The organism is Pseudoalteromonas sp. KG3 (assembly GCF_030436385.1).
Classification (GTDB): Bacteria; Pseudomonadota; Gammaproteobacteria; order Enterobacterales; family Alteromonadaceae; genus Pseudoalteromonas; species Pseudoalteromonas prydzensis.
Map to the genome: position 1 here is coordinate 3021707 of NZ_CP098523.1, position 20739 is coordinate 3042445.

Annotated in this window: 14 protein-coding genes; 12 read left to right on the forward strand and 2 right to left on the reverse strand. The window is 42.1% G+C overall.

Annotated features, from left to right (window positions below):
• Positions 1-9 precede the first annotated feature (9 nt).
• Together trpS and NDQ71_RS14305 are read left to right on the forward strand one after the other, a co-directional pair.
• The gene (gene trpS, locus NDQ71_RS14300; protein ID WP_192540896.1) at positions 10-1014 is read left to right on the forward strand and encodes a tryptophan--tRNA ligase; all 1005 of its coding nucleotides are present in this window, start codon (positions 10-12) and stop codon (positions 1012-1014) included.
• Between the two features lie 521 nt (positions 1015-1535).
• Complete coding sequence (locus NDQ71_RS14305; protein ID WP_192540895.1) at positions 1536-1955, forward strand: hypothetical protein; 420 nt, start codon at positions 1536-1538, stop codon at positions 1953-1955.
• 101 nt (positions 1956-2056) lie between these two features.
• On the opposite strand, the gene uvrA is transcribed toward NDQ71_RS14305, so the two are convergent.
• On the reverse strand, positions 2057-4876 hold the full coding sequence (uvrA, locus tag NDQ71_RS14310; protein ID WP_192540894.1) for an excinuclease ABC subunit UvrA: 2820 nt from the start codon (positions 4874-4876) through the stop codon (positions 2057-2059).
• Between the two features lie 164 nt (positions 4877-5040).
• Here uvrA and NDQ71_RS14315 point away from each other — a divergent pair, with 164 nt between their 5' ends.
• The 3 genes from NDQ71_RS14315 (at position 5041) to NDQ71_RS14325 (ending at position 9190) form a co-directional block, all read left to right on the forward strand.
• Positions 5041-6408 carry an MFS transporter gene (locus NDQ71_RS14315; protein WP_064667397.1) on the forward strand — a complete coding sequence of 456 codons (1368 nt, stop codon included), beginning with the start codon at positions 5041-5043 and terminating at the stop codon, positions 6406-6408.
• 20 nt (positions 6409-6428) lie between these two features.
• Positions 6429-7160 (forward strand): single-stranded DNA-binding protein, encoded by a 732-nt coding sequence (ssb, locus tag NDQ71_RS14320; protein ID WP_064667398.1) that lies wholly within the window; start codon positions 6429-6431, stop codon positions 7158-7160.
• Between the two features lie 293 nt (positions 7161-7453).
• Entirely contained in the window at positions 7454-9190 is a 1737-nt protein-coding gene (locus tag NDQ71_RS14325) for an EAL domain-containing protein (protein WP_192540893.1), read from the forward strand.
• Positions 9191-9196: 6 nt separating this feature from the next.
• On the opposite strand, the gene NDQ71_RS14330 is transcribed toward NDQ71_RS14325, so the two are convergent.
• On the reverse strand, positions 9197-10051 hold the full coding sequence (locus tag NDQ71_RS14330; RefSeq protein ID WP_192540910.1) for a 1-aminocyclopropane-1-carboxylate deaminase/D-cysteine desulfhydrase: 855 nt from the start codon (positions 10049-10051) through the stop codon (positions 9197-9199).
• Between the two features lie 280 nt (positions 10052-10331).
• Between NDQ71_RS14330 and NDQ71_RS14335 the strand changes: the two genes are divergently transcribed.
• The 7 genes from NDQ71_RS14335 (at position 10332) to NDQ71_RS14365 (ending at position 20735) form a co-directional block, all read left to right on the forward strand.
• The gene (locus NDQ71_RS14335; protein ID WP_192540892.1) at positions 10332-12350 is read left to right on the forward strand and encodes a formylglycine-generating enzyme family protein; all 2019 of its coding nucleotides are present in this window, start codon (positions 10332-10334) and stop codon (positions 12348-12350) included.
• Positions 12351-12489: 139 nt separating this feature from the next.
• On the forward strand, positions 12490-13533 hold the full coding sequence (locus NDQ71_RS14340) for a rod shape-determining protein (protein ID WP_016709506.1): 1044 nt from the start codon (positions 12490-12492) through the stop codon (positions 13531-13533).
• Positions 13533-14375 (forward strand): rod shape-determining protein MreC, encoded by an 843-nt coding sequence (mreC, locus tag NDQ71_RS14345; protein WP_192540891.1) that lies wholly within the window; start codon positions 13533-13535, stop codon positions 14373-14375. Before NDQ71_RS14340 ends, mreC begins: the two co-directional genes overlap by 1 nt.
• Positions 14368-14847, forward strand: coding sequence for a rod shape-determining protein MreD (gene mreD / locus NDQ71_RS14350; protein ID WP_192540890.1), 480 nt, complete (start codon positions 14368-14370; stop codon positions 14845-14847). The genes mreC and mreD overlap by 8 nt, the downstream gene beginning before the upstream one ends.
• On the forward strand, positions 14847-15416 hold the full coding sequence (locus tag NDQ71_RS14355) for a nucleoside triphosphate pyrophosphatase (RefSeq protein ID WP_192540889.1): 570 nt from the start codon (positions 14847-14849) through the stop codon (positions 15414-15416). The genes mreD and NDQ71_RS14355 overlap by 1 nt, the downstream gene beginning before the upstream one ends.
• A gap of 1 nt (position 15417) precedes the next feature.
• Positions 15418-16890: a ribonuclease G gene (gene rng / locus NDQ71_RS14360; protein WP_064667403.1), complete on the forward strand. Its 1473-nt coding sequence runs from the start codon at positions 15418-15420 to the stop codon at positions 16888-16890.
• The gene (locus NDQ71_RS14365; RefSeq protein WP_192540888.1) at positions 16890-20735 is read left to right on the forward strand and encodes a YhdP family protein; all 3846 of its coding nucleotides are present in this window, start codon (positions 16890-16892) and stop codon (positions 20733-20735) included. The genes rng and NDQ71_RS14365 overlap by 1 nt, the downstream gene beginning before the upstream one ends.
• The last annotated feature ends 4 nt before the right edge of the window (positions 20736-20739 follow it).

The following is a 20739-nucleotide window of genomic DNA, read 5'->3' on the forward strand; positions in this document are numbered from 1 at the left end:
AGGAACATCATGAGTAAACCAGTAGTGTTAAGTGGCATGCAGCCAACCGGTGGGATGACAATAGGCAATTATGTTGGCGCTATTAACCAGTGGGTAAAGCTACAGGAAGAATATGACAGTCACTTTATGTTAGCCGATTTACACGCGATTACCGTGCGTCAAGACCCTGAATTGTTAAGAACCCGTGTATTAGACGGTATTGCTTTGTATGTCGCTTGTGGCATTAACCCTGAAAAAGCCGCGCTTTTTGTACAATCGCAAGTGCCAGAGCATGCTCAGTTAGGTTGGGTATTAAACTGTTATGCACAAATGGGTGAGCTAAACCGCATGACCCAATTTAAAGACAAGTCAGCCAAGAACACGAATAATGTGAATGTTGGTTTATATGCATACCCAGTACTGCAAGCGGCTGATATTTTACTTTATCAAGCAGCACAAGTACCTGTAGGTGATGACCAAAAGCAGCATTTAGAATTGACCCGTGATATCGCTACACGTTTTAATAATCTATACGGCGACGTATTCACAATTCCAGAACCTTACATTCCAGAATTTGGCGCGCGGGTAATGAGCTTGCAAGACCCACTGAAAAAAATGTCTAAATCAGATGAAAATCCAAATGGTTTTATCATGATGTTAGATGAACCGAAAAAGATTGAGAAAAAGCTGAAAAAAGCAGTAACAGATTCAGACGAGCAGGCACGTATTTATTTTGATCGTACTGAAAAACCAGGTGTATCAAATTTATTAACGCTTATGTCTGTTGCCACTAAACGCTCAATTGAAGAGTTAGTGCCAGAGTACGAAGACAAAATGTATGGCCACCTGAAAAAAGACACAGCTGATGCAGTAGTAAGCATGATTGAGCCAATCCAAGCGCGCTTTAAAGAGATACGTGAAGATCAAACCATGCTTGATACCATCATGAGAACTGGTGCTGAAAAAGCCAGCGCCCGTGCAGAAGTGACCTTAAAGTCAGTTTACAACGCGTTAGGATTTATTCCCCGCCCGTAATTGCGATATAGATAAAAAATACCGCTGAATGATTGTTATCTTCAGCGGTATTTTTTTACTTATAAAACATTAAATTACATTACTCAATGATAATTAAGGACGTAGCTTTACAGTAGCCAGTGAGGAGCTGATCAGACTCGCGGATGATAAACGTTGGCAGCTTCCAGACAGCGCACGAGCAACCTCTTTTCATGCAATCAATACCGATTACTTATATATCAGCGATGGTATTTCGCGTGTAGCTCGTTTTAATTTAACTACCCATGAGTTTGCTGAAACTCATGTCAATTTTAAATCGTTCGCGTTTAATGTCACCGACAACAACGAGCTGCTATTTAATCGCCGAGATGTCAAAGACACGTAAATAAAATTAGTCAGTTGGTAGCGGTTTGGGCGTTAGGTAGGGCTTAGTACCTTTACAGAATTAGTTGCTCATGACAGTTATGATTGATATATCAATATAGTATAAATTTAAAATGAGTAGTTCGACAAGTTTGGTAGAAAATAGGGGAAGTCAGAAAATGATTGAAACTTTAAAGATAAAATTACTTGATGGGATACATGCCGAAAATGAATGGGAATGTGCTTTAGAAATCCCTATTAACTGTAGCTTAGAGGAATTACATGAGGCCATTTTATTTGCAGTCGGTTTTGATAATGATCACATGTATGAGTTTTGTATTGCTAACTCTTTTTATTCTAGAAATGCGCTGCGTATATCATGCGATGAAGATGAAGTAATTCAAGAAACCGTTGAAACTATATTCTCAAAATTAGCAGGTAAAAAGCTCTTTTATATGTTTGATTACGGAGATAGCTGGTTGTTTCAAATAAATAAAAGTCGTAAAAAACGTTTTACTAACAAGCCAAGCACTGCCTACCCTAGAGTGGCACTCGAAAGCGGTATCAAACCAGAGCAGTATCCTGACTGGGATGAGTAGGGAAATTAAAAATCCCCGCAATTAACAGAACATGAACAAGCCCGAGTAATAATATTCGGGCTTTTTTACCAACTCTTTATCTATAATTTTAATAAAACCGCTTAAAGTAGCGGTTTCAAATAGTGACCGGTATGTGAACGCTCACATTCGGCTACTTCATCTGGCGTGCCTGCAATGAGGATCTCACCGCCGCCAGCGCCACCTTCAGGACCTAAATCAATGATCCAATCGGCTGTTTTTATTACATCAAGATTATGCTCAATAACCACGATAGTATTGCCATGATCGCGTAGGCGATGCAGCACTACTAATAATTGCTCAATATCGGCAAAGTGCAAGCCTGTGGTTGGCTCATCCAAAATGTACAAGGTTTTGCCTGTGTCACGTTTTGATAGCTCACGGGCGAGTTTAACCCGTTGCGCTTCACCACCAGAGAGCGTAGTCGCTGCTTGACCTAAGCGAATATACGACAAGCCGACATCCATTAAGGTTTTTAGTTTGCGTGCAATGGCGGGTATTTTATCAAAATAGTCGTGCGCATCTTCCACTGTCATCTCAAGCACTTGGTGAATGTTTTTACCTTTGTACTGTACTTCGAGCGTTTCGCGGTTATAACGTTGTCCTTTACAGACATCACACGGCACGTATACATCCGGTAAAAAGTGCATTTCGACTTTAATTACGCCATCGCCTTGGCAGGCTTCACAGCGACCACCTTTAACGTTAAAGCTAAAGCGACCCACTTTATAACCACGCGAACGTGACTCTTGAGTACCTGCAAATAACTCACGAATACCCGTAAATATACCAGTATAAGTCGCCGGGTTTGAGCGCGGGGTGCGGCCAATTGGACTTTGATCTATATCGATTACTTTATCAAAATGCTCAAGACCACTGATTGATTTATAAGGCGCTGCTTCTGCGGTGGTTGCGCCATTTAATTCAGTATGCGCGAGTTTGAATAAGGTATCGTTGATAAGCGTTGATTTACCAGAGCCGGATACCCCAGTAATACAGGTCATCAAACCAAACGGTATTTTTAAATCAACGTTTTTAAGATTGTTACCGGTTGCGCCAAACAGCTCTAACCATTTGTCGTTCACTTTATGGCGTTCGCCTGGTACATCAATTTTACGTTTGCCCGATAAAAACTGCCCAGTAACAGACTCTTCACTGGCTAAAATATCATCACGCGTACCTTGAGCTATTACATAACCGCCATGCACACCTGCGCCTGGGCCAATATCAATAATGTGATCGGCAGCGCGAATAGCGTCTTCATCATGCTCTACCACAATCACGGTATTACCTAAATCACGTAAGTGAATAAGGGTTTTTAATAAACGGTCGTTATCGCGTTGATGCAAACCAATAGATGGTTCATCAAGTACATACATTACGCCAACAAGGCCTGCACCAATTTGGCTTGCAAGGCGAATACGCTGCGCTTCACCACCTGAGAGCGTATCGGCACTGCGCTCTAATGAAAGGTAGTTAAGCCCAACATTAATTAAGAACGATAAACGATCGCGAATTTCTTTTAGGATTTTTTCAGCAATTTGGCCTTTTTGACCGGTTAAGTTAAGACCTTCAAAAAAGTCCATTGCTTCACCAATACTCATTGCAGTAATGGTTGGTAAGTTTGTTTGCCCTATAAATACGCTGCGTGCTTCTTGGCGAAGACGAGAGCCTTTACAGCTTGGGCACGCTTGACTCGTTTGATATTTAGCCAGTTCTTCACGTACTGAATTTGACTCGGTTTCACGGTAGCGGCGGTTCATATTATTGAGCACGCCTTCAAACTCATGATTGCGAGTTATTAAGTCCCCTCGGTCATTGCGATAATTAAAAGCAATTTTTGTATCACCGGAGCCATCAAGAATGACTCTTTTAGCGTCTTTACTCAGCTCTTGAAAGGGCACTTCTAAATCAAATTTATAATGTTCGGCAACCGCTTGCAGCATTTGGAAATAGTAAAAGCTGCGTTTATCCCAGCCTTTGATTGCACCGCCAGATAAACTTAATTCAGGGTTTTGAATCACTCGGTTTGGATCGAAATACTGACGTACACCTAAACCATCACAGCTTTGACATGCGCCCGCTGGATTATTAAATGAGAACAAGCGTGGTTCGAGCTCACTCATGGCATAGCCACAAGTAGGGCAAGCAAAATTGGCTGATAGCAGTAACTCTTCGGCGCTTGAATCATCCATTGAGGCAATTGTTGCAACCCCCGCTGATAACTCTAGCGCGGTTTCAAACGATTCAGCTAAGCGTTGTTGTAAACCATCTTTAACTTTAAAGCGGTCAACTACGACTTCAATAGTGTGTTTTTTATGAAGCTCTAACGTTGGTGGATCTGAAAGGTCACACACTTCACCATCAATACGAGCACGAATATAGCCTTGACTGGCAAGCTGCTCTAATAATTTAACATGCTCACCTTTACGCTCTTTGACCACTGGAGCAAGTAGCATCAGTTTACTACCTTCAGGGAATGCCAACACAGTGTCGACCATTTGGCTCACAGTTTGTGCTGCCAGTGGTAAATCGTGAGTCGGGCAACGCGGCTCGCCAACACGGGCAAACATTAAACGTAAGTAATCATAAATTTCGGTAATGGTACCAACGGTTGAGCGAGGATTGTGTGATGTTGATTTTTGTTCAATTGAAATAGCCGGAGACAGCCCTTCAATGTGATCAACATCCGGTTTTTCCATTAAAGATAAAAATTGTCTGGCGTAAGCCGATAAAGATTCCACATACCGACGTTGCCCTTCTGCATATAAGGTATCAAATGCTAAAGACGATTTACCTGAACCGGATAGGCCGGTGATAACAATTAATTTATCACGGGGAATGGTTAGGCTGATGTCTTTTAAATTGTGCGTACGGGCGCCTCGGACTTCAATGTTTTCCATGCTATCTCGTTTCATTACCAAATTGATTTACTGAGTATCTCATAATACGTGCGAAGATTAATCCTTGATCAATGAAAAATCATCAGTTTGAAACGATTATTTCTTGTTAAGCTTGTGCTAGAATCCCTGCTCGAATTTTAATAGACAGCAAGAACACGCGAATCATGACAGCATCTTCACTTAATTCACGAGAAAAACGCGCCGCAGTATCGCTCGCGAGTGTGTTTGCATTTCGTATGCTTGGCTTATTTATGTTAATGCCAGTGTTGGCTATTTATGGACAAGACTTAGCTGGGTTTTCACCGTTATGGATTGGTATTGCCATTGGTGCTTATGGTTTAACACAAGCGGTGTTGCAAATCCCCATGGGCTGGCTATCAGATAAAATCGGCCGCAAAAAAGTGATTGTTGGTGGTTTGTGTTTATTTGCGCTTGGCTCAGTTATTGCTGCAACGGCTGATTCTTTGCAAATGGTTACGGTTGGTCGTGCATTACAGGGAATGGGGGCAATTGCCAGCTCATTACTTGCTTTTGCCTCTGATCTGAGTCGTGATGAACAGCGACCAAAAGTAATGGCCGTGATCGGCATGAGTATTGGTATGAGCTTTGCTGTCGCCATGCTACTTGGCCCGATGGTTGCCGCTGCTTGGGGTATTGCTGGTATATTTTGGTTAACAGCTGTTTTGGCTATCTTGGGTATTTTTATAGTATTGTTTTTAGTGCCCAAAGCCGTTAATAAAGCCCCCAAAGGCGATACACTGGCCAGCTTTACTGATATTAAAAAGCTGATTAAGCACCCGCAATTAGCACGTTTAGATGCAGGCATTATGTTACTGCATTTAACCCTAACCACTATTTTTGTTGCGTTACCAGGGCAATTGATTACCAATGGACTGGTGGCATCAGCACATTGGCAAATATATATTCCGGTATTGATCTTTGGTTTCTTGTTAATGGCACCGATGATGATCATCGCCATTCGTAAAGAAAAAGAAAAGCAGGCCTTTATCGCTTCTATTGCGTTATTAACTTTAAGTATGACCGCAATGGCGTTATGGGTTGATAGTATTATAGGCATGGCATTATGTATGTTGGCCTATTTTGTCGCGTTTAACTTCCTTGAAGCAACTATGCCTGCATTGGTATCGCGCTTTTCACCAGCAAATCAAAAAGGCTCGGCGATGGGAGTGTTTTCGTCTTCGCAATTTTTTGGTGCATTTTTAGGTGGGATTTTAGGAGGTTACGTTGCGCAATCAACAACAGCTCAAGCAGTGTTTGCCGCAGCCGCAGTTGTTGGGTTAATATGGCTTATCCTTGCGTGGAATATGCAAGTCCCGCCAAGAAGTAAAATGATAAGCTTAATGACAGAATTAAGTAATGAGCAGCAAGCGCAAACCCTTGCATCTCGTTTAGTTGCTTTACCAGGTGTGTTAGAAGCAACGGTAGTGTGCGAAGAAAATCGCAGCTATTTAAAGATTGATGATAAAGAATTTGACCTAGACCAAGCCCGAAAAGCGGCTGGTTTAATATAACGTTTATAGGAGAAAGGTCCATGGCACGCGGTGTGAACAAAGTAATCTTGGTTGGTAATTTAGGTCAAGATCCAGAAGTACGTTATATGCCTAATGGCAATGGTGTAGCGAATATTACCTTAGCAACGTCTGATAGCTATAAAGATAAAAACACCGGTCAAATGGTTGATAAAACAGAATGGCACCGTGTGGTATTTTTTGGCAAATTAGCTGAAATTGTCGGCGAATATTGCCGTAAAGGGTCACAAATATACGTTGAAGGTAAATTACAAACACGTAAATGGACCGACCAACAAGGCCAAGAAAAATACACCACAGAGATCGTAGTTGATGGTTTTACTGGCCAAATGCAAATGCTAGGCGCACGTGGTGGCGACCAGCAAGGTGGTGGTTATCAAAGTGGCCAACAGCAAAGCCAAGGCGGTCAATCTCAAGGTGGTTACGGCCAACAGCAGAGTGCTCCGCAACAAAGCGCCCCACAACAAGGTGGCGGTTATCAGCAAAGTGCACCACAACAAAGTGGTGGTTACGGCCAGCAACAACAGAGTGCTCCACAACAAGCACCTGCAGCACGCCAACAGCCAGCTGCTGCGCCACAGCAGAATAACCAATACCAAAGCGGCGGCTATGCACCACAAGGTGGCGGCCAACCACAAGGCGGTTTTGCACCTAAACCACAAAATGCTCCTCAAGGCGGCGCATCAAACCCGATGGAACCACCAATCGATTTTGATGACGATATTCCGTTTTGAGGAATACATAAATAAAAATTGTAGATAAAAATCATTAAGGGCTTGTTTTTACAGGCCCTTTTTTATTTTTATAGGTGAAAGCTGACTGCTAGTAAATTTTGCCTGTCATAGACTCCTCTCGGATTACATTTTTTATTTGAAATTTTAAAGTTCATAGGTCTTTAAAAAAGCGTCAGTTTTGGCTTTTTTGCTCGGCTCATTAACTCTAAAACTATCTTTAAACATGCTGTAGCCTTGTGTTTATAAGGATCTTGAACAACACTTTAGCTATTAGAACAAATAGCGTAACAGCCATGGTGACTCAATTTAAAAATGCAAAAGTACGGATGCTAAGTATTTATGTGATTGCTTTTATGCTTTTACTAACGATATTTAATCTCTTATTAGGCGAGATATTGCATCAAAAAGTACACATCGAAGGCAGCCAATTAGCGCAGCAAGTATATAACTTAAAACTAGATCAAATTGCCGACAGAGATATCATCGCTGCACTTGCTGCCGATCATGGTTTTATGCTTGAACCAGAGAGTATGCCGTTTCATTTTTCTGCTTTTATGGCCCAAGAGAGTGATATCTATAAATATAAAACGGTTAGTTTAAAGCTTTATCATTTGCCTTTTTGGATTGTAGAAAGTCACCTGTTTATTTTATTGAACTTAGTCATGATTGGCGCCACTGTGTGGGGCTATCGCTGGTGGCGTGTGCTTTTTAAACGGCGCGATATGGTTGCTGAACTCAGCGGTTTTAATGCACCGACTGTACCGTTGACGGTTAATCTACCTGTTAATAACATGGCAATTGCAGACGTAAATACTGTTGCGACAAAACCGCAGCAGGTATCTGAAGATGATACCGCAATCAAAGGCGTGTATGGTATTCAAAACAATTATAACCATCTCTTTGCCTTACTCTATTGGGTGCAACCATTCCCTGATAGTGTTGATTTAGAAAGTCACTTTAAACTCATTATTGTTAAAGGTTTTAAAGAACTATCGCGGGTATCTGTGAAGTTATTATCTTCAGGTGGCTTGGCAATAACCTTAGAGAATATACCGCAGGCCGATGTTGATACTTACGCCAAGCGGTTACATCAAACGATTTACCAAGCATCTTTGCTTTATCGCGGTGATCTATCCCGCAAAGAAATTAAAATCGGGGTATGTAATTACCGTGATGGTGCTGATCAAACAATAGTTTATCAATTAACAAAATCAGCATTAATACTCGCAAAGCAAAGTGCTTGGCAGCATGTTCATCGTGTGCCATTTAACTACACACACTCAACAGTGCTGGCTAATAGCTCTGAGAACCTAACTGATTACATTGATAAAAAGAAGTTTATGCTATTTTTCCAGCCACTATTTGAGTTTGTCAGTGGTGATATATTACAACATGAAGCCTTGATCCGAGTGCGTCACAAATCATTGGGGATGTTGTCGGCGAAGCAATTTATTCCGCAATTGAAAAGTGATGACGCAATTACCTTGTTGGATAAAACTGTATTAGAGCAAGTTATTAAGTTATTAAATAGTGAGCCAAGCTCTTTAACGGTGAGTATTAACTTACATGCGTTTAATTGGTTTGATGATGATTACTGGCATTGGTTTGGCGAGATAATGAAAAATGTACAAGCTGCCAATAAGTTACAATTTGAAATATCGGAAGTGGATTTTTATCAACATCAACAGCTCTTGAAATTTGCTTTTAGCAAGGTTAAATCTGTGGGCAGCTCTGTGGTAATTGATAATGTTTCATCGCACGATAAAATTGCTTTATTAACGCATTATAAAGTCATTAAAGGGCTAAAATTAAGCTATGATTTAATTCACAACATTGATAAAAATATAACGCAGCAAAAAATGGTGCGGCAAATTGTTAGTAACGCTGAGCGAGTCAGCTTACCCGTATACGGTGTTGGGGTGGAAACGCAACAAGAGCTCAACATGCTTAAAAAGCTTGGGGTACTTGGCGCCCAAGGGTTTTACTTTACTGAACCCTTGCAAGAATTTACTAATGTTACAGTGAATTGATTGAATTCACTGTAACAACTGTCGATAGCGTAAACCACCTAAGCCTTGCAAGCCGCCGGTATGAATAGCAATTATTTGGCTTCCTTTGGGAAAATAATCATCTGCGATCAACTGCCATAAAGCGTACATCATTTTTCCTGAGTAAATAGGCTCAAGGGGGAGTTGATGTTGGCTTTGCATCATTTGGCAAAATTGCCAAAGTTCAGGACTAAACTTGCCATAGCCACCATCATGAAACTGGGTGAGTAATTGCCAGTTTTGTTGCTGTGCCGCTACAGGGCTGAGTGATTTTATTTCATTGATCAAATACTCAGCTTGTTTTAATACCGCAATTCCTAAAACCTGCGTGCTGTTATCGCAGCCTTCAACTAACCCTGCCAGTGTGCCTCCGCTCCCGGTTGGGCAAATAACATAGTCAGCGTCGGGTAATGACTGAGCAAGTTCTTTACAGCCTAGCAAAGCGGCGTTGTTTGTGCCGCCTTCTGGCAATATATAGGCATTAGGGAAGTGTGTTTGCAATTGCGCTAAATAACCAGGGTTATGTCGCTCGCGATACTCTAAACGGGTAACTGGGTGCAACTGCATACCGCATTGTTTGGCAAATTGTAAGGTCGGGTTTTGCTGATCAAGCTCAGGGCCGCGAATAATACCATGGGTGGTTAAATTAAAGTGCTTTCCGGCAGCCGCACAGGCATGAATATGATTTGAAAATGCACCACCAAAAGTAAGTAATTCGGTTTTTTGCTGTGCTTGCATGGCAATCAGATTATATTTAAGTTTGCGCCATTTATTACCGCTTATTAACGGATGTAGAAGATCGTCACGTTTTATCGATAAAGATATTCTTTGTTCACTCAGCATCGAACAAGTGATTTTTTGCAGTGGAGACTCAGGGATTAAATTCACAGTTGCAACTTAAAATAAACGGGCCATAAGTTTAACAAATTAGCTATGAACAAGAAAAGGGGCTATTTTCATACTATGTGATGGTAATTTACTGGCATGAAGTACGGTAATAGTTGTAAACTCAGATAATTTTTGAACAAAGCTTGTGTTTTGCCTTGCAAGTACATAGCATAAGAGTTTAATTATAAAAAATAAATAATGACCAAATAATTGCCGCTTTTTGGGAATGGAATATATGCGAATTGCTCCTTTATCTCTGTTAATTTCAGCTAGCTTGTTTGCATCGTGTGCATTTGCACAAGATACAGCCACAGTAACTGGAATTGAATCTGAGATCAGTATTAAACAAGCTGAATACGATAACGCTACACAGATACTTGAAAAACACTTAAAAGAAGAAAGTCAGTTACAAAGCCAACTTGATTTATTAAGAACTCGCTCAACTGAACTCGACAAAGAAAAAAATCAAGCACTTGATGCCATGAATGAAATGTATCGTCGTTTAATTGACGATCCCACAATTGATATCAGTGCAGCACAAGCGCGCTATCAGCAGGCTGTGGTTGATCATAAGCAAAATAAAGATGATATCGCGATGCAGTTGGCGGCAATTGCATCCCACCGCAAAGACATTGAACAAATTCGCGTAGCAAAACATACCCAGCTAAATACACTCGAAAGCCTAAAAGAACAATTAACTACAGCCCGAGTTGAACGCTTACGTAATGAATTTACCCGTGAAGGCACATTAGAAGTTAATCATACAATAAACTGTAAACGGACAGAAACGTTAGCAGCGTGTGAGCAACGTGGTCAGCAAATGGGTTTGCAAAAAGCGACCAAGCGTTTTGTAGACCAAATCTTTGCTAATTTAACGGAAGAGCGCCTAGTAGAACCTAAGCGTAATATGGCGGGTGCACAGGTACAGGTGTTAAGTAGCCATGTGGTCAATAGTGCGTTTAGTGGCCAAGGTAACTACAACGTAAACTTAAGTGTCACTATGCGTGGCGATGTAAACAGCAGCCGTTTATGTAACTTATTAAGTGTTGATAATCGTTACTGTTCAGAGTACGGCACACCGCTTAGCACTGGTTATCAAACCAGCTACGAGACGACTTTCACAGATAGTCAGTTAACATTCAGTGATAGTAAGGATAATACCAACGTTTCGGTGTCGCGTATGAGCGAACAACCGATACACGATTATTCAGTTAAACCTATGCCAACGGTAAAGCCGCAGCTAGATGCAAATAAAATGATTGAACTTACGCTGCGTTCAAATGTTTATGACGATGAAGTGTTTATTGATGGTGTAAGTTTTGGTTCAACTCGTTTAGCAACGACTTTACCTAGCGGTATTCATGATGTTGAAGTGCGCAAGCAGGGTTATCAACCTTATCGTGTTCGTGTTGACTTGCGAAAGCCACAGACAATTCACGCTAAGTTGGTAAAAAAGCCTGAGTCGATTGCTGCACCGACATACACTAGCGAGCAACGTAATACGACACCAGTAACCAGTACTGCGCTTGGTGGTAACGCCGCTGCTGCAATGGTTGTGATCCCGGCAGGTAAGTTTGAAATGGGCGATATCAACGGTAATGGTCTTGCTAATGAACGCCCCGTTGTTGAAAAAACCATTGCAAGCTCATTTGCTATGCAAAATAAAGAAGTGACAGTAGGCGCTTATCAGCAATTTGTATCTAATACCAATTACAAAACAGAAGCTGAACGCAATCGTGGCTGTGCGTATTATTTAAATGGCGAACCAGTGTGGGAAGTTAATTTAAATTGGCGCAACCCAGGTTTTGAACAAAGCAGTGACTTTCCTGCTGTGTGCTTAACTTACAATGATGCAAAAGCATATGCGGATTGGTTGTCTGGGCAAACAGGTCAGCAATATAGATTACCCAATGAGGTGGAGTGGGAGTATGCAGCACGCGCTGGTACCAAAACAGAATACCCATGGGGTAACGAAATAGGTAAGAATTTAGCCAATTGTGGTTGGTGTGGTAGTGAATGGTCAAACAAAAGTGCAGCGCCAACTGGCTCATTTGCACCTAATGCGTTTGGTCTCTACGACACGGTAGGAAATGTATGGGAATGGACTCATAAGTCAGCTGAACAAGCGGATGTAACTGTTCGTGGTGGGGCGTGGAATTTTGCGCCTAGTTTAGCTCGTGCCTCAACTCGTTTGATTTTGGCACCGGACTTTCGTGCAAATTATATCGGTTTTCGTCTTGTACGAGAACGGTAAAAAATAATTTAAAAAGGAAGCAGTGCTTCCTTTTTTACCCAATTAACAAAGGTAGCTGTACTTTTTATTGCCGAACTGATTCAGCATGTTAAAGTGCATTAGCTAACATAAGAACGTTTTTCAAAGGTCATCCAGCCTCATGTTTAAAAAGCTCCGTGGTATTTTTTCAAACGATCTATCGATCGACTTGGGTACAGCCAACACCCTAATTTATGTTAAAGACGAAGGCATTGTCCTTAATGAACCATCTGTAGTTGCGATCCGTCAAGAGCGCGCCGGTGGTCCTAAAAGTGTAGCCTCAGTAGGTACTGAAGCTAAGCAAATGCTTGGCCGAACGCCTGGTAATATTAAAGCTATTCGCCCAATGAAAGACGGTGTAATTGCTGACTTTTATGTAACCGAAAAAATGTTACAACACTTCATTAAGCAAGTGCATAACAATAACTTTATGCGTCCAAGCCCACGTGTCCTTATTTGTGTACCGTGTGGTGCAACGCAAGTAGAAAAACGTGCTATCCGCGAATCTGCAATGGGAGCAGGTGCGCGTGAAGTGTATTTAATTGAAGAGCCAATGGCTGCTGCTATCGGTGCTGGCTTACCAGTATCAGAAGCAACCGGATCTATGGTTGTTGATATTGGTGGTGGTACCACTGAAGTCGCGATTATTTCACTTAACGGTGTGGTGTATTCATCATCAGTGCGTATTGGTGGTGATAAATTTGATGAAGCAATCATCAACTATGTGCGCCGTAACTTTGGTAGCTTAATCGGTGAAGCAACTGCCGAGAACATTAAGCATCAAATTGGTTCAGCGTTTAAAACGGATGAGCCGATTGAAATTGAAGTACGTGGCCGTAACCTTGCTGAAGGTGTGCCGCGCTCATTCACGCTTAACTCGCATGAAATCCTAGAAGCCCTACAAGAGCCATTAATGGGTATTGTCAGCGCAGTGATGGTTGCCCTTGAGCAATCACCACCAGAGCTGGCGTCAGATATTTCTGCTAAAGGTATGGTGTTAACGGGTGGCGGTGCATTGCTTAAAGATTTAGACCGTTTACTAATGGAAGAGACTGGCATTCCTGTTGTGGTTGCTGACGATCCATTAACCTGTGTAGCACGTGGCGGCGGTAAAGCATTAGAGATGATAGATATGCACGGTGGTGACGTATTTAGTTACGACTAATGAAATTAATGTTTGGGCGTGCCATTTCTTTACAACTGCGGCTTTTTGTCGCAGTGGTATTGAGTGTTATGTTGATCGTAGGCGATCGTTATACCCAAGGTGGTACCACAGTACGCACGAGTTTAAATACTTTAGTGAGCCCGTTACTGTATTTAGCCAACTTACCTTATGAAGTATTTAGCCTTGGCGCTAAAAGCTTGCACACGCGCGATCAATTACTTACTGAAAACGAAGCGCTAAAGAAAAAGCAATTACTGCAAAGTGAACAACTCCAGCAATATCAATTTTTAAATAAAGAAAATCAAAAGCTACGAGCGCTATTGGGTTCTTCCGCTAAACATTCTAATCGTAAAATAATCGCGCAAGTACTTTCTGTACACTCAAATCCGTATAGTCACCAAGTGGTGATTAATCGTGGCACCATTGATGGTATTAGTGAAGGGCAAGCGGTGATTGATGAAATGGGTGTCGTTGGGCAGCTTACCAAAGTTGGTTCAACAACCTCTCGTGTATTACTGATGACCGACACAACCCATGCCACGCCAGTGCGTATTCTGCGTAATGATGTGCGTACAGTGGTTGAGGGCATCGGCAAAATTAATTCAGTTAAACTCTCCCATGTACCACACAGCTTAGATGTGCGGATTGGCGATGTGCTGGTAACTTCGGGGCTTGGCGGTACGTTTCCTGAAGGTTATCCGGTGGCTGTAGTGACTGAAATTAATCGCGATGAAGGCCAGCCATTTGCACAAGTTTACGCAGAGCCAATAGCTCAGTTAGATCGCATTCGTTTATTAGTGGTGTTATGGCGTAATCAGCAGGAAACTATCAGCAATGAATAGCCGTTACTTTTTATTGATTGCCGTGAGCATCTTTTTTGCTTTGATCATGGCATTGATGCCATTACCATTTTCGTTTGAACCATTTCGTCCAGACTGGGTGTTATTGGTGTTAATGTACTGGTCGTTAGCAGTGCCGCATAGATTAAATATTGGTACGGCTTGGGTGGTTGGCTTATTAATAGATTTAGCCACTGGTTCGCCACTTGGGGTCAATTCACTCACTTATTCAATTTGTATTTTTGTGACCGCCAGTAACTTTCAAAAGATCCGTAATTTTTCAATTTGGCAGCAAGCGATACTAGTAGGCTTATTTTTAACCTTGTATCATTTAATGCAATTTTGGTTGAACCATTTTTTAATGGATGTGTATTTTAACCCGCAGTATTTATGGCCTGTCGTCACTGGCATGTTAAGTTGGCCTTGGATTTTCTTATTGCTACGTAAATATCGCCGTCATTTCAGGATCAGATAATGCAAACCGCCATTTATTTAGCGTCAGCTTCCCCTCGGCGCAAAGAGTTGCTAACTCAGCTTGGTGTCGCATTCTCACAATTTAGTGTTGATGCTGATGAAAGCCCGCTAGCAGACGAAACCCCGCTCGAACTTGTTGAACGGTTAGCACGTTTAAAGGCCCAAACGGGTGTTGCGATGGGATACACAGATCGCCCCGTACTTGGCAGTGATACTGTAGTGGTTATTGATAACCAATCCCTTGGTAAACCTCGTGATAAAGCCGACTTTATGGCAACCCTAAAGCGTCTATCAGGGCGTAGCCATGAAGTGTTAACCGCTATCGCCTTTGCTACTGAGCAACAGGTAATGAGTTGTGTTGTAACAACACAAGTGAGCTTTAAAACACTCTCAGAACAAGAATTAGAAGCCTACTGGCAAAGTGGTGAGCCACACGATAAAGCCGGAGGTTATGGCATTCAAGGATTAGGCGGACGCTTTGTTACTCATATTTCGGGTAGCTATTTTGCGGTTGTCGGCTTACCTTTATATGAATGCGAAAAATTATTAAGCGAATTCTTAAGTAGGTAACATGAGTATAGAATTACTGATCAACGTCACCCCAAGTGAAAGCCGTGTTGCCCTGATTGAAAACGGTGTACTGCAAGAAATCCAACTAGAGCGCATTGGTAACTTAGGTATTGTTGGCAATATTTACTTAGGTAAAATAAGCCGCGTATTGCCGGGTATGCAAGCCGCGTTTGTAGATATAGGTTTAGATAAAGCCGCTTTTTTACACGCCTCGGATATTGTTAACAGCGCTTCTATTGTTGAAGGTGTTGACGAGCAGCCAATCAAAAAAGTACAGGATATTCGTGAACTCGTGCGCCAGGGCCAGTACATAATGGTGCAAGTAGTTAAAGACCCATTAGGTACTAAGGGGGCACGTTTAACCACTGATATTACTATTCCTTCGCGCTATTTAGTATTTATGCCCGATGCTACCCATGTTGGCGTGAGCCAGCGCATTGAAACCGAAGAAGAACGTGCTCGTTTAAAAAGCATTGTTGGTGAATATGGCGACGAAGACGGCAGCTTTATTGTCCGCACTGCCGCAGAAGGTGCCAGTGAAGCTGAGCTACGTCACGATGCCGAGTTTTTAAAAAAGCTCTGGAAAAAAATCGTCACTAAACGTAAAAAAACCAGCAAAGAAAGCATTCTTCATGAAGACTTAACGCTGGCGTTTCGAACCTTACGTGATTACGTAGGTGAAGATATGGAGCGTATTCGGGTTGATTCAAAGCTTACCTATGAAGAGCTGAAAAGCTTTACCGCAGAGTTTGTGCCTATTCTGTCTGAGGCGTTAGAGTACTACCCAGGTGAGCGGCCTATTTTTGATTTGTTTGATGTTGAAAACGAAATCCAAAAAGCGCTGCACCGCAAAGTAACCTTAAAATCTGGTGGCTATTTAATTATCGATCAAACTGAGGCGATGACCACCGTTGATGTAAATACGGGGGCATTTGTTGGTCACCGTAACCTTGAAGAAACCATTTTTAATACTAACGTTGAAGCGACCTCGGCGATTGCTCGCCAGCTTAGGTTACGTAATTTAGGCGGCATTATCATTATCGACTTTATTGATATGGTCAGCGAAGAGCATAAACGCCGTGTGCTACATTCATTGGAATCAGCGCTGGGTAAAGATCGCGTTAAATCAAATATTAATGGTTTATCTGCGCTGGGTTTAGTGGAAATGACCCGTAAACGGACCCGTGAAAGTCTTGAGCATATTTTATGTGATGTGTGTCCGGCTTGCTCTGGGCGTGGCTCGCAAAAAACCGTAGAAACCGTATGCTACGAAATACTGCGTGAAATTGTCCGCGTAAACCGTGCTTACGCCGCAGATAAGTTTATGGTCTACGCCGCTCCTGCGGTCAGTGAGGCGTTATTAAATGACGAGTATCATAATCTTGCGGAGCTTGAGTTATTTATTGGCAAGCAAGTAAGTATTCAAACCGAAAGCCTCTACAGCCAAGAGCAGTTTGATGTGGTTATGATGTAATGAAAGCAAAAACGGTCTGTTTTTTTTGTATCCGTAAGTTATGGCAAGTGTGTGCCATAACCCTGGTATTGCTGGCCGTTGTTGTTTCTGTTCTTAAATATACGCTACCTTACGCCAATGATTACAAGGGAGACCTTGAAGATTACCTGTTTGATAAGTTCGCTGTTAATTTATCAATAGGTGCGATTTCCGCCAGTTGGCATGGCCAAGGTCCTTCCATCGTATTGGAAGAGATTAGCTTTGAAGATAATAAAACCTCACCTATTGCACTGACTATTGCTAAAGCCAGCCTTGAATTAAATATATGGGAAACCATTAAAACCCGACAGTTAAAATCCAGTTACTTTGTGATCAACGGCTTTCATGCCAATGTTGATATGCCGACCATGCTGGATTCAAAAAGCGCTGACGTATCGTTTGAACAAAAAGAGCTGATCGAAGGGTTATTTCTGGGTGAAACCGGGCATTTTGCGGTTGAAAATAGCAGCCTTAACTTTATATTAGGCGATGGTAAAGAGCGCCGTTTAATTCTTGAAAACATTGTTTGGCAAAACCAACCAGAACAACACTTAGGCAGCGGCACACTTGCTGTACCAGGTATTTCAGTGGGTACCTTTGATGCGCGCTTGGCGTTAACAGGCTCAACGCTTGAGACTATGCTAGGTGATATTTATGTGCAAGCCAGTAATGTTGATGTCTCAAAATGGTTAGCACAATACATCAATACCGAGAAAGAGCAGTTTAATTCAGATATTAATTTAGAGTCATGGTTAAGCATTGAAAATGGCTTGATCAGAGATGTCACGGTTAAATGGTTACCGAGTTTTATTCATTGGCAGCAAGATACCAAAAGCCACCAATTTAGTTTAAGTGAAGGGGGCTTTGTGCTTCATCCTTGGCAACAAGGTTGGCGTTTAAAAAGCTCAGGGCTGACGATTGCAAATGATCAACAGCAGTGGCCAGACTTTCAATTTGAAGCGCAGTTAGATAACAATCAGCAGCAGTTTTGGTTGCAGCAGCTGGATTTTGAGTTAGTGACAAAACTGGCGCAACTCAGTGACTTTTCAGCATTAGAGCCACTGTTAACGCGACAGCCCAGCGGCCAAGTTGAGCATGCATATTTGCAATTTAGCTCAGCGCAGCAATGGCAATTATGGTTTGAAGCAAAGCAGCTAGGTTGGCTTGCTAAACAAGGTGTGCCCGCAGTACAAGGGTTATTAGTTGATGGACTGATAAATCAACATCGCGGCCGGATAAACCTGTTTGGTGAAAATAGTGAACTACTGACAGGTGACACTTTCAGCCAGCCAATTAAATATAATCAGCTTAATATGCAAATTGATTTAGCCAATAGCGAGCAAGGTTGGCAGATCAGTAGTGACAATATTTGGCTTGATAATGAAGAAGTCACCGTTGCAGCTGAAATGAAGTTAACCTTGGGCGAACAGCCGCGGCTAGACTTATATGCAGAAGCATTTGCACCGGATGCCAGTATTGCCAGCCATTATTTCCCACGCCCTGTGATGACTAAAAATTTAGTAGATTACTTAACTGGGGCAATTAAAGGGGGCGAGCTGACACAGGCGCAAGTGCTGTTTTCTGGGCCGTTAACCGGATTTCCGTTTGCTGATAACTCAGGACAGTTTGAAGTGTTAGCGCAGGTAGAGAATGCTAATTATCAATTTGCGCCAGATTGGCCTGCAGTAACCAATGGCAGCGCACAATTACATTTTGAAAATCAGCGTATGGATATTTATTCTCAGCAGGGGCAATTAGTTAATTTAGCTGTTGCTGATGCCGTACATGTCAGCATTGCCGATTTAATGAATGCAGATGTACTCAGTGTAAAAATTAATAAACGTGCTGATGCGCAAAAGCTGTTACCGTTTTTTCAAGCCACCCCGATTGCGGATCCATTAGCGGATGTATTTGCAGTGATCCAAGGCAAAGGCACTGCCAGTGCCGATATTGAGTTATTGGTTGATCTTAATGATCTCGATGTAAAAGCCAAAGGCACTGTTAATTTAAACAATCTGCCCGTGTATTTAGCGCAGCCAGGACTACAGCTTGAGGGCGTAACTGGCAAGCTACATTTCAATGATGACCAAATTACCTTAAAAAATGCCCAGGCCAGCTGGCTAGGTATGCCACTAAAAGTAAATTTTAGTGGTAAAAATATTGCACAAAATTACCGTGCCGACATTGATATAAAAGCACAGTTAGATGCTGATACCTTAATTTCGCATGGCCAAGGTTTATTAAAAGGTTACTTACAGGGTGAAAGTGAAGTGGCCATAAAGCTGGCGCTCAATTTTTTAATCGATGGTTTTAATTACCGCGCTAATGTGAGTTCGCAACTTGAAGGACTAAGCAGTGAATTACCAGCCCCCTATAGTAAAAGTGCGGATCAGGTTTGGCCGTTAACAGCGGTTGTTCAAGGCGATGAAATTTCTAATTTGATCACGGCTAATATTAATAACAACTTATACTTTAATGGTATTTTAGAGAACAGCAGCGGCGTATTAAATAATGCGCATATCATCTTAGGCAAACAAGATTTAGGGCTGAACCAGCAAGATTTAAGCGTTGCTATTAACTTAGAGCAAACAGATTTATTACCTTGGCTTGATTTGATCCAGCAGATCATCACTATTAGCCAAGCAGAGGGTGAGCAACAAGGTGTGTTGCCACCACTAAAAGAAGTTGTCGGTAATATACAGCAATTAACCATAGCCGATATCGACTTTAATGATTTTGAAATGCGCTTAGCGCCAGTTGCCAGTGATTTGAGCCTGCGCCTTAACGCCAAAGAGCTACGCTCACAAGTATTAATACCACTTGATAAATCAAGTCGGCCAATTCATATTGCCAGCGATTATTTACGCGTTAATTTTATGCCAACCACAGATGAACCATCACCCAGCGAAACAGCTCAAGACTATAGTTGGCTGAGCGACTTGCCGGCCATTGAATTTGAATGTGCTGATTGTAAAGTAGCAAGTTATCAACTCGATAAAGTGAGCGCCTCACTCTATGGTGATGGTCATAAGCTAACTGTGTCAGAGTTAGTGGTGGATAAAGGCGAGCATATTCTTCGCGCCAAAGGTCAGTGGCAAAATAGCATTAGCCAGTTTAGCGGTAATATGCAAAGTGATGATATCGGCGAACTATTTGATGAGTTTGATATTACCACGACAGTTAAAGATTCAACGGCAGACATTAAATTTAACTTAGCGTGGCAAGATGCGCCTTATTTATTTGATATTGCCAGCCTTAACGGCGATTTAGATTGGCGTTTAGGTGAAGGGCACTTAGCTGAGATAAGCGATGGCGGTGCACGGGTATTCTCATTGCTAAGTCTTGATTCATTAGTGCGCAAGTTAAAGCTCGACTTTAGAGATGTATTTTCCAAGGGGTTTTTCTATAACAGCCTACAAGGTACTATGCAGCTAGATAAAGGCATTGCCTATACTCAAGATACAAAAATGGACGGCGTGCCTGCTGACTTAACGATTAAAGGCCACACTAATCTCAATACTATGGAAATAGATTATGATTTAGCGGTTGCACCACAAGTTACCTCAAGTATTCCGGTGATCGTGGCGTGGATGGTGAATCCGGTAACTGGGCTTGCCGCATTGGCGATAGATAAAGTAATTCACTCGGCGCGGGTTATTTCAGAAATTAACTTTAAAGTGAGCGGCAGTATGAACGACCCAGTTGTGAAAGAAATCGATCGTAAGAGTCGTGAAGTGACACTGCCACAAGCTGCACAAAATCAACCGCAAGCGTCCACATCACATGAGCTAACACTCAAAGATGCCGCTGCTACAGCCACGCAGTAAGGAG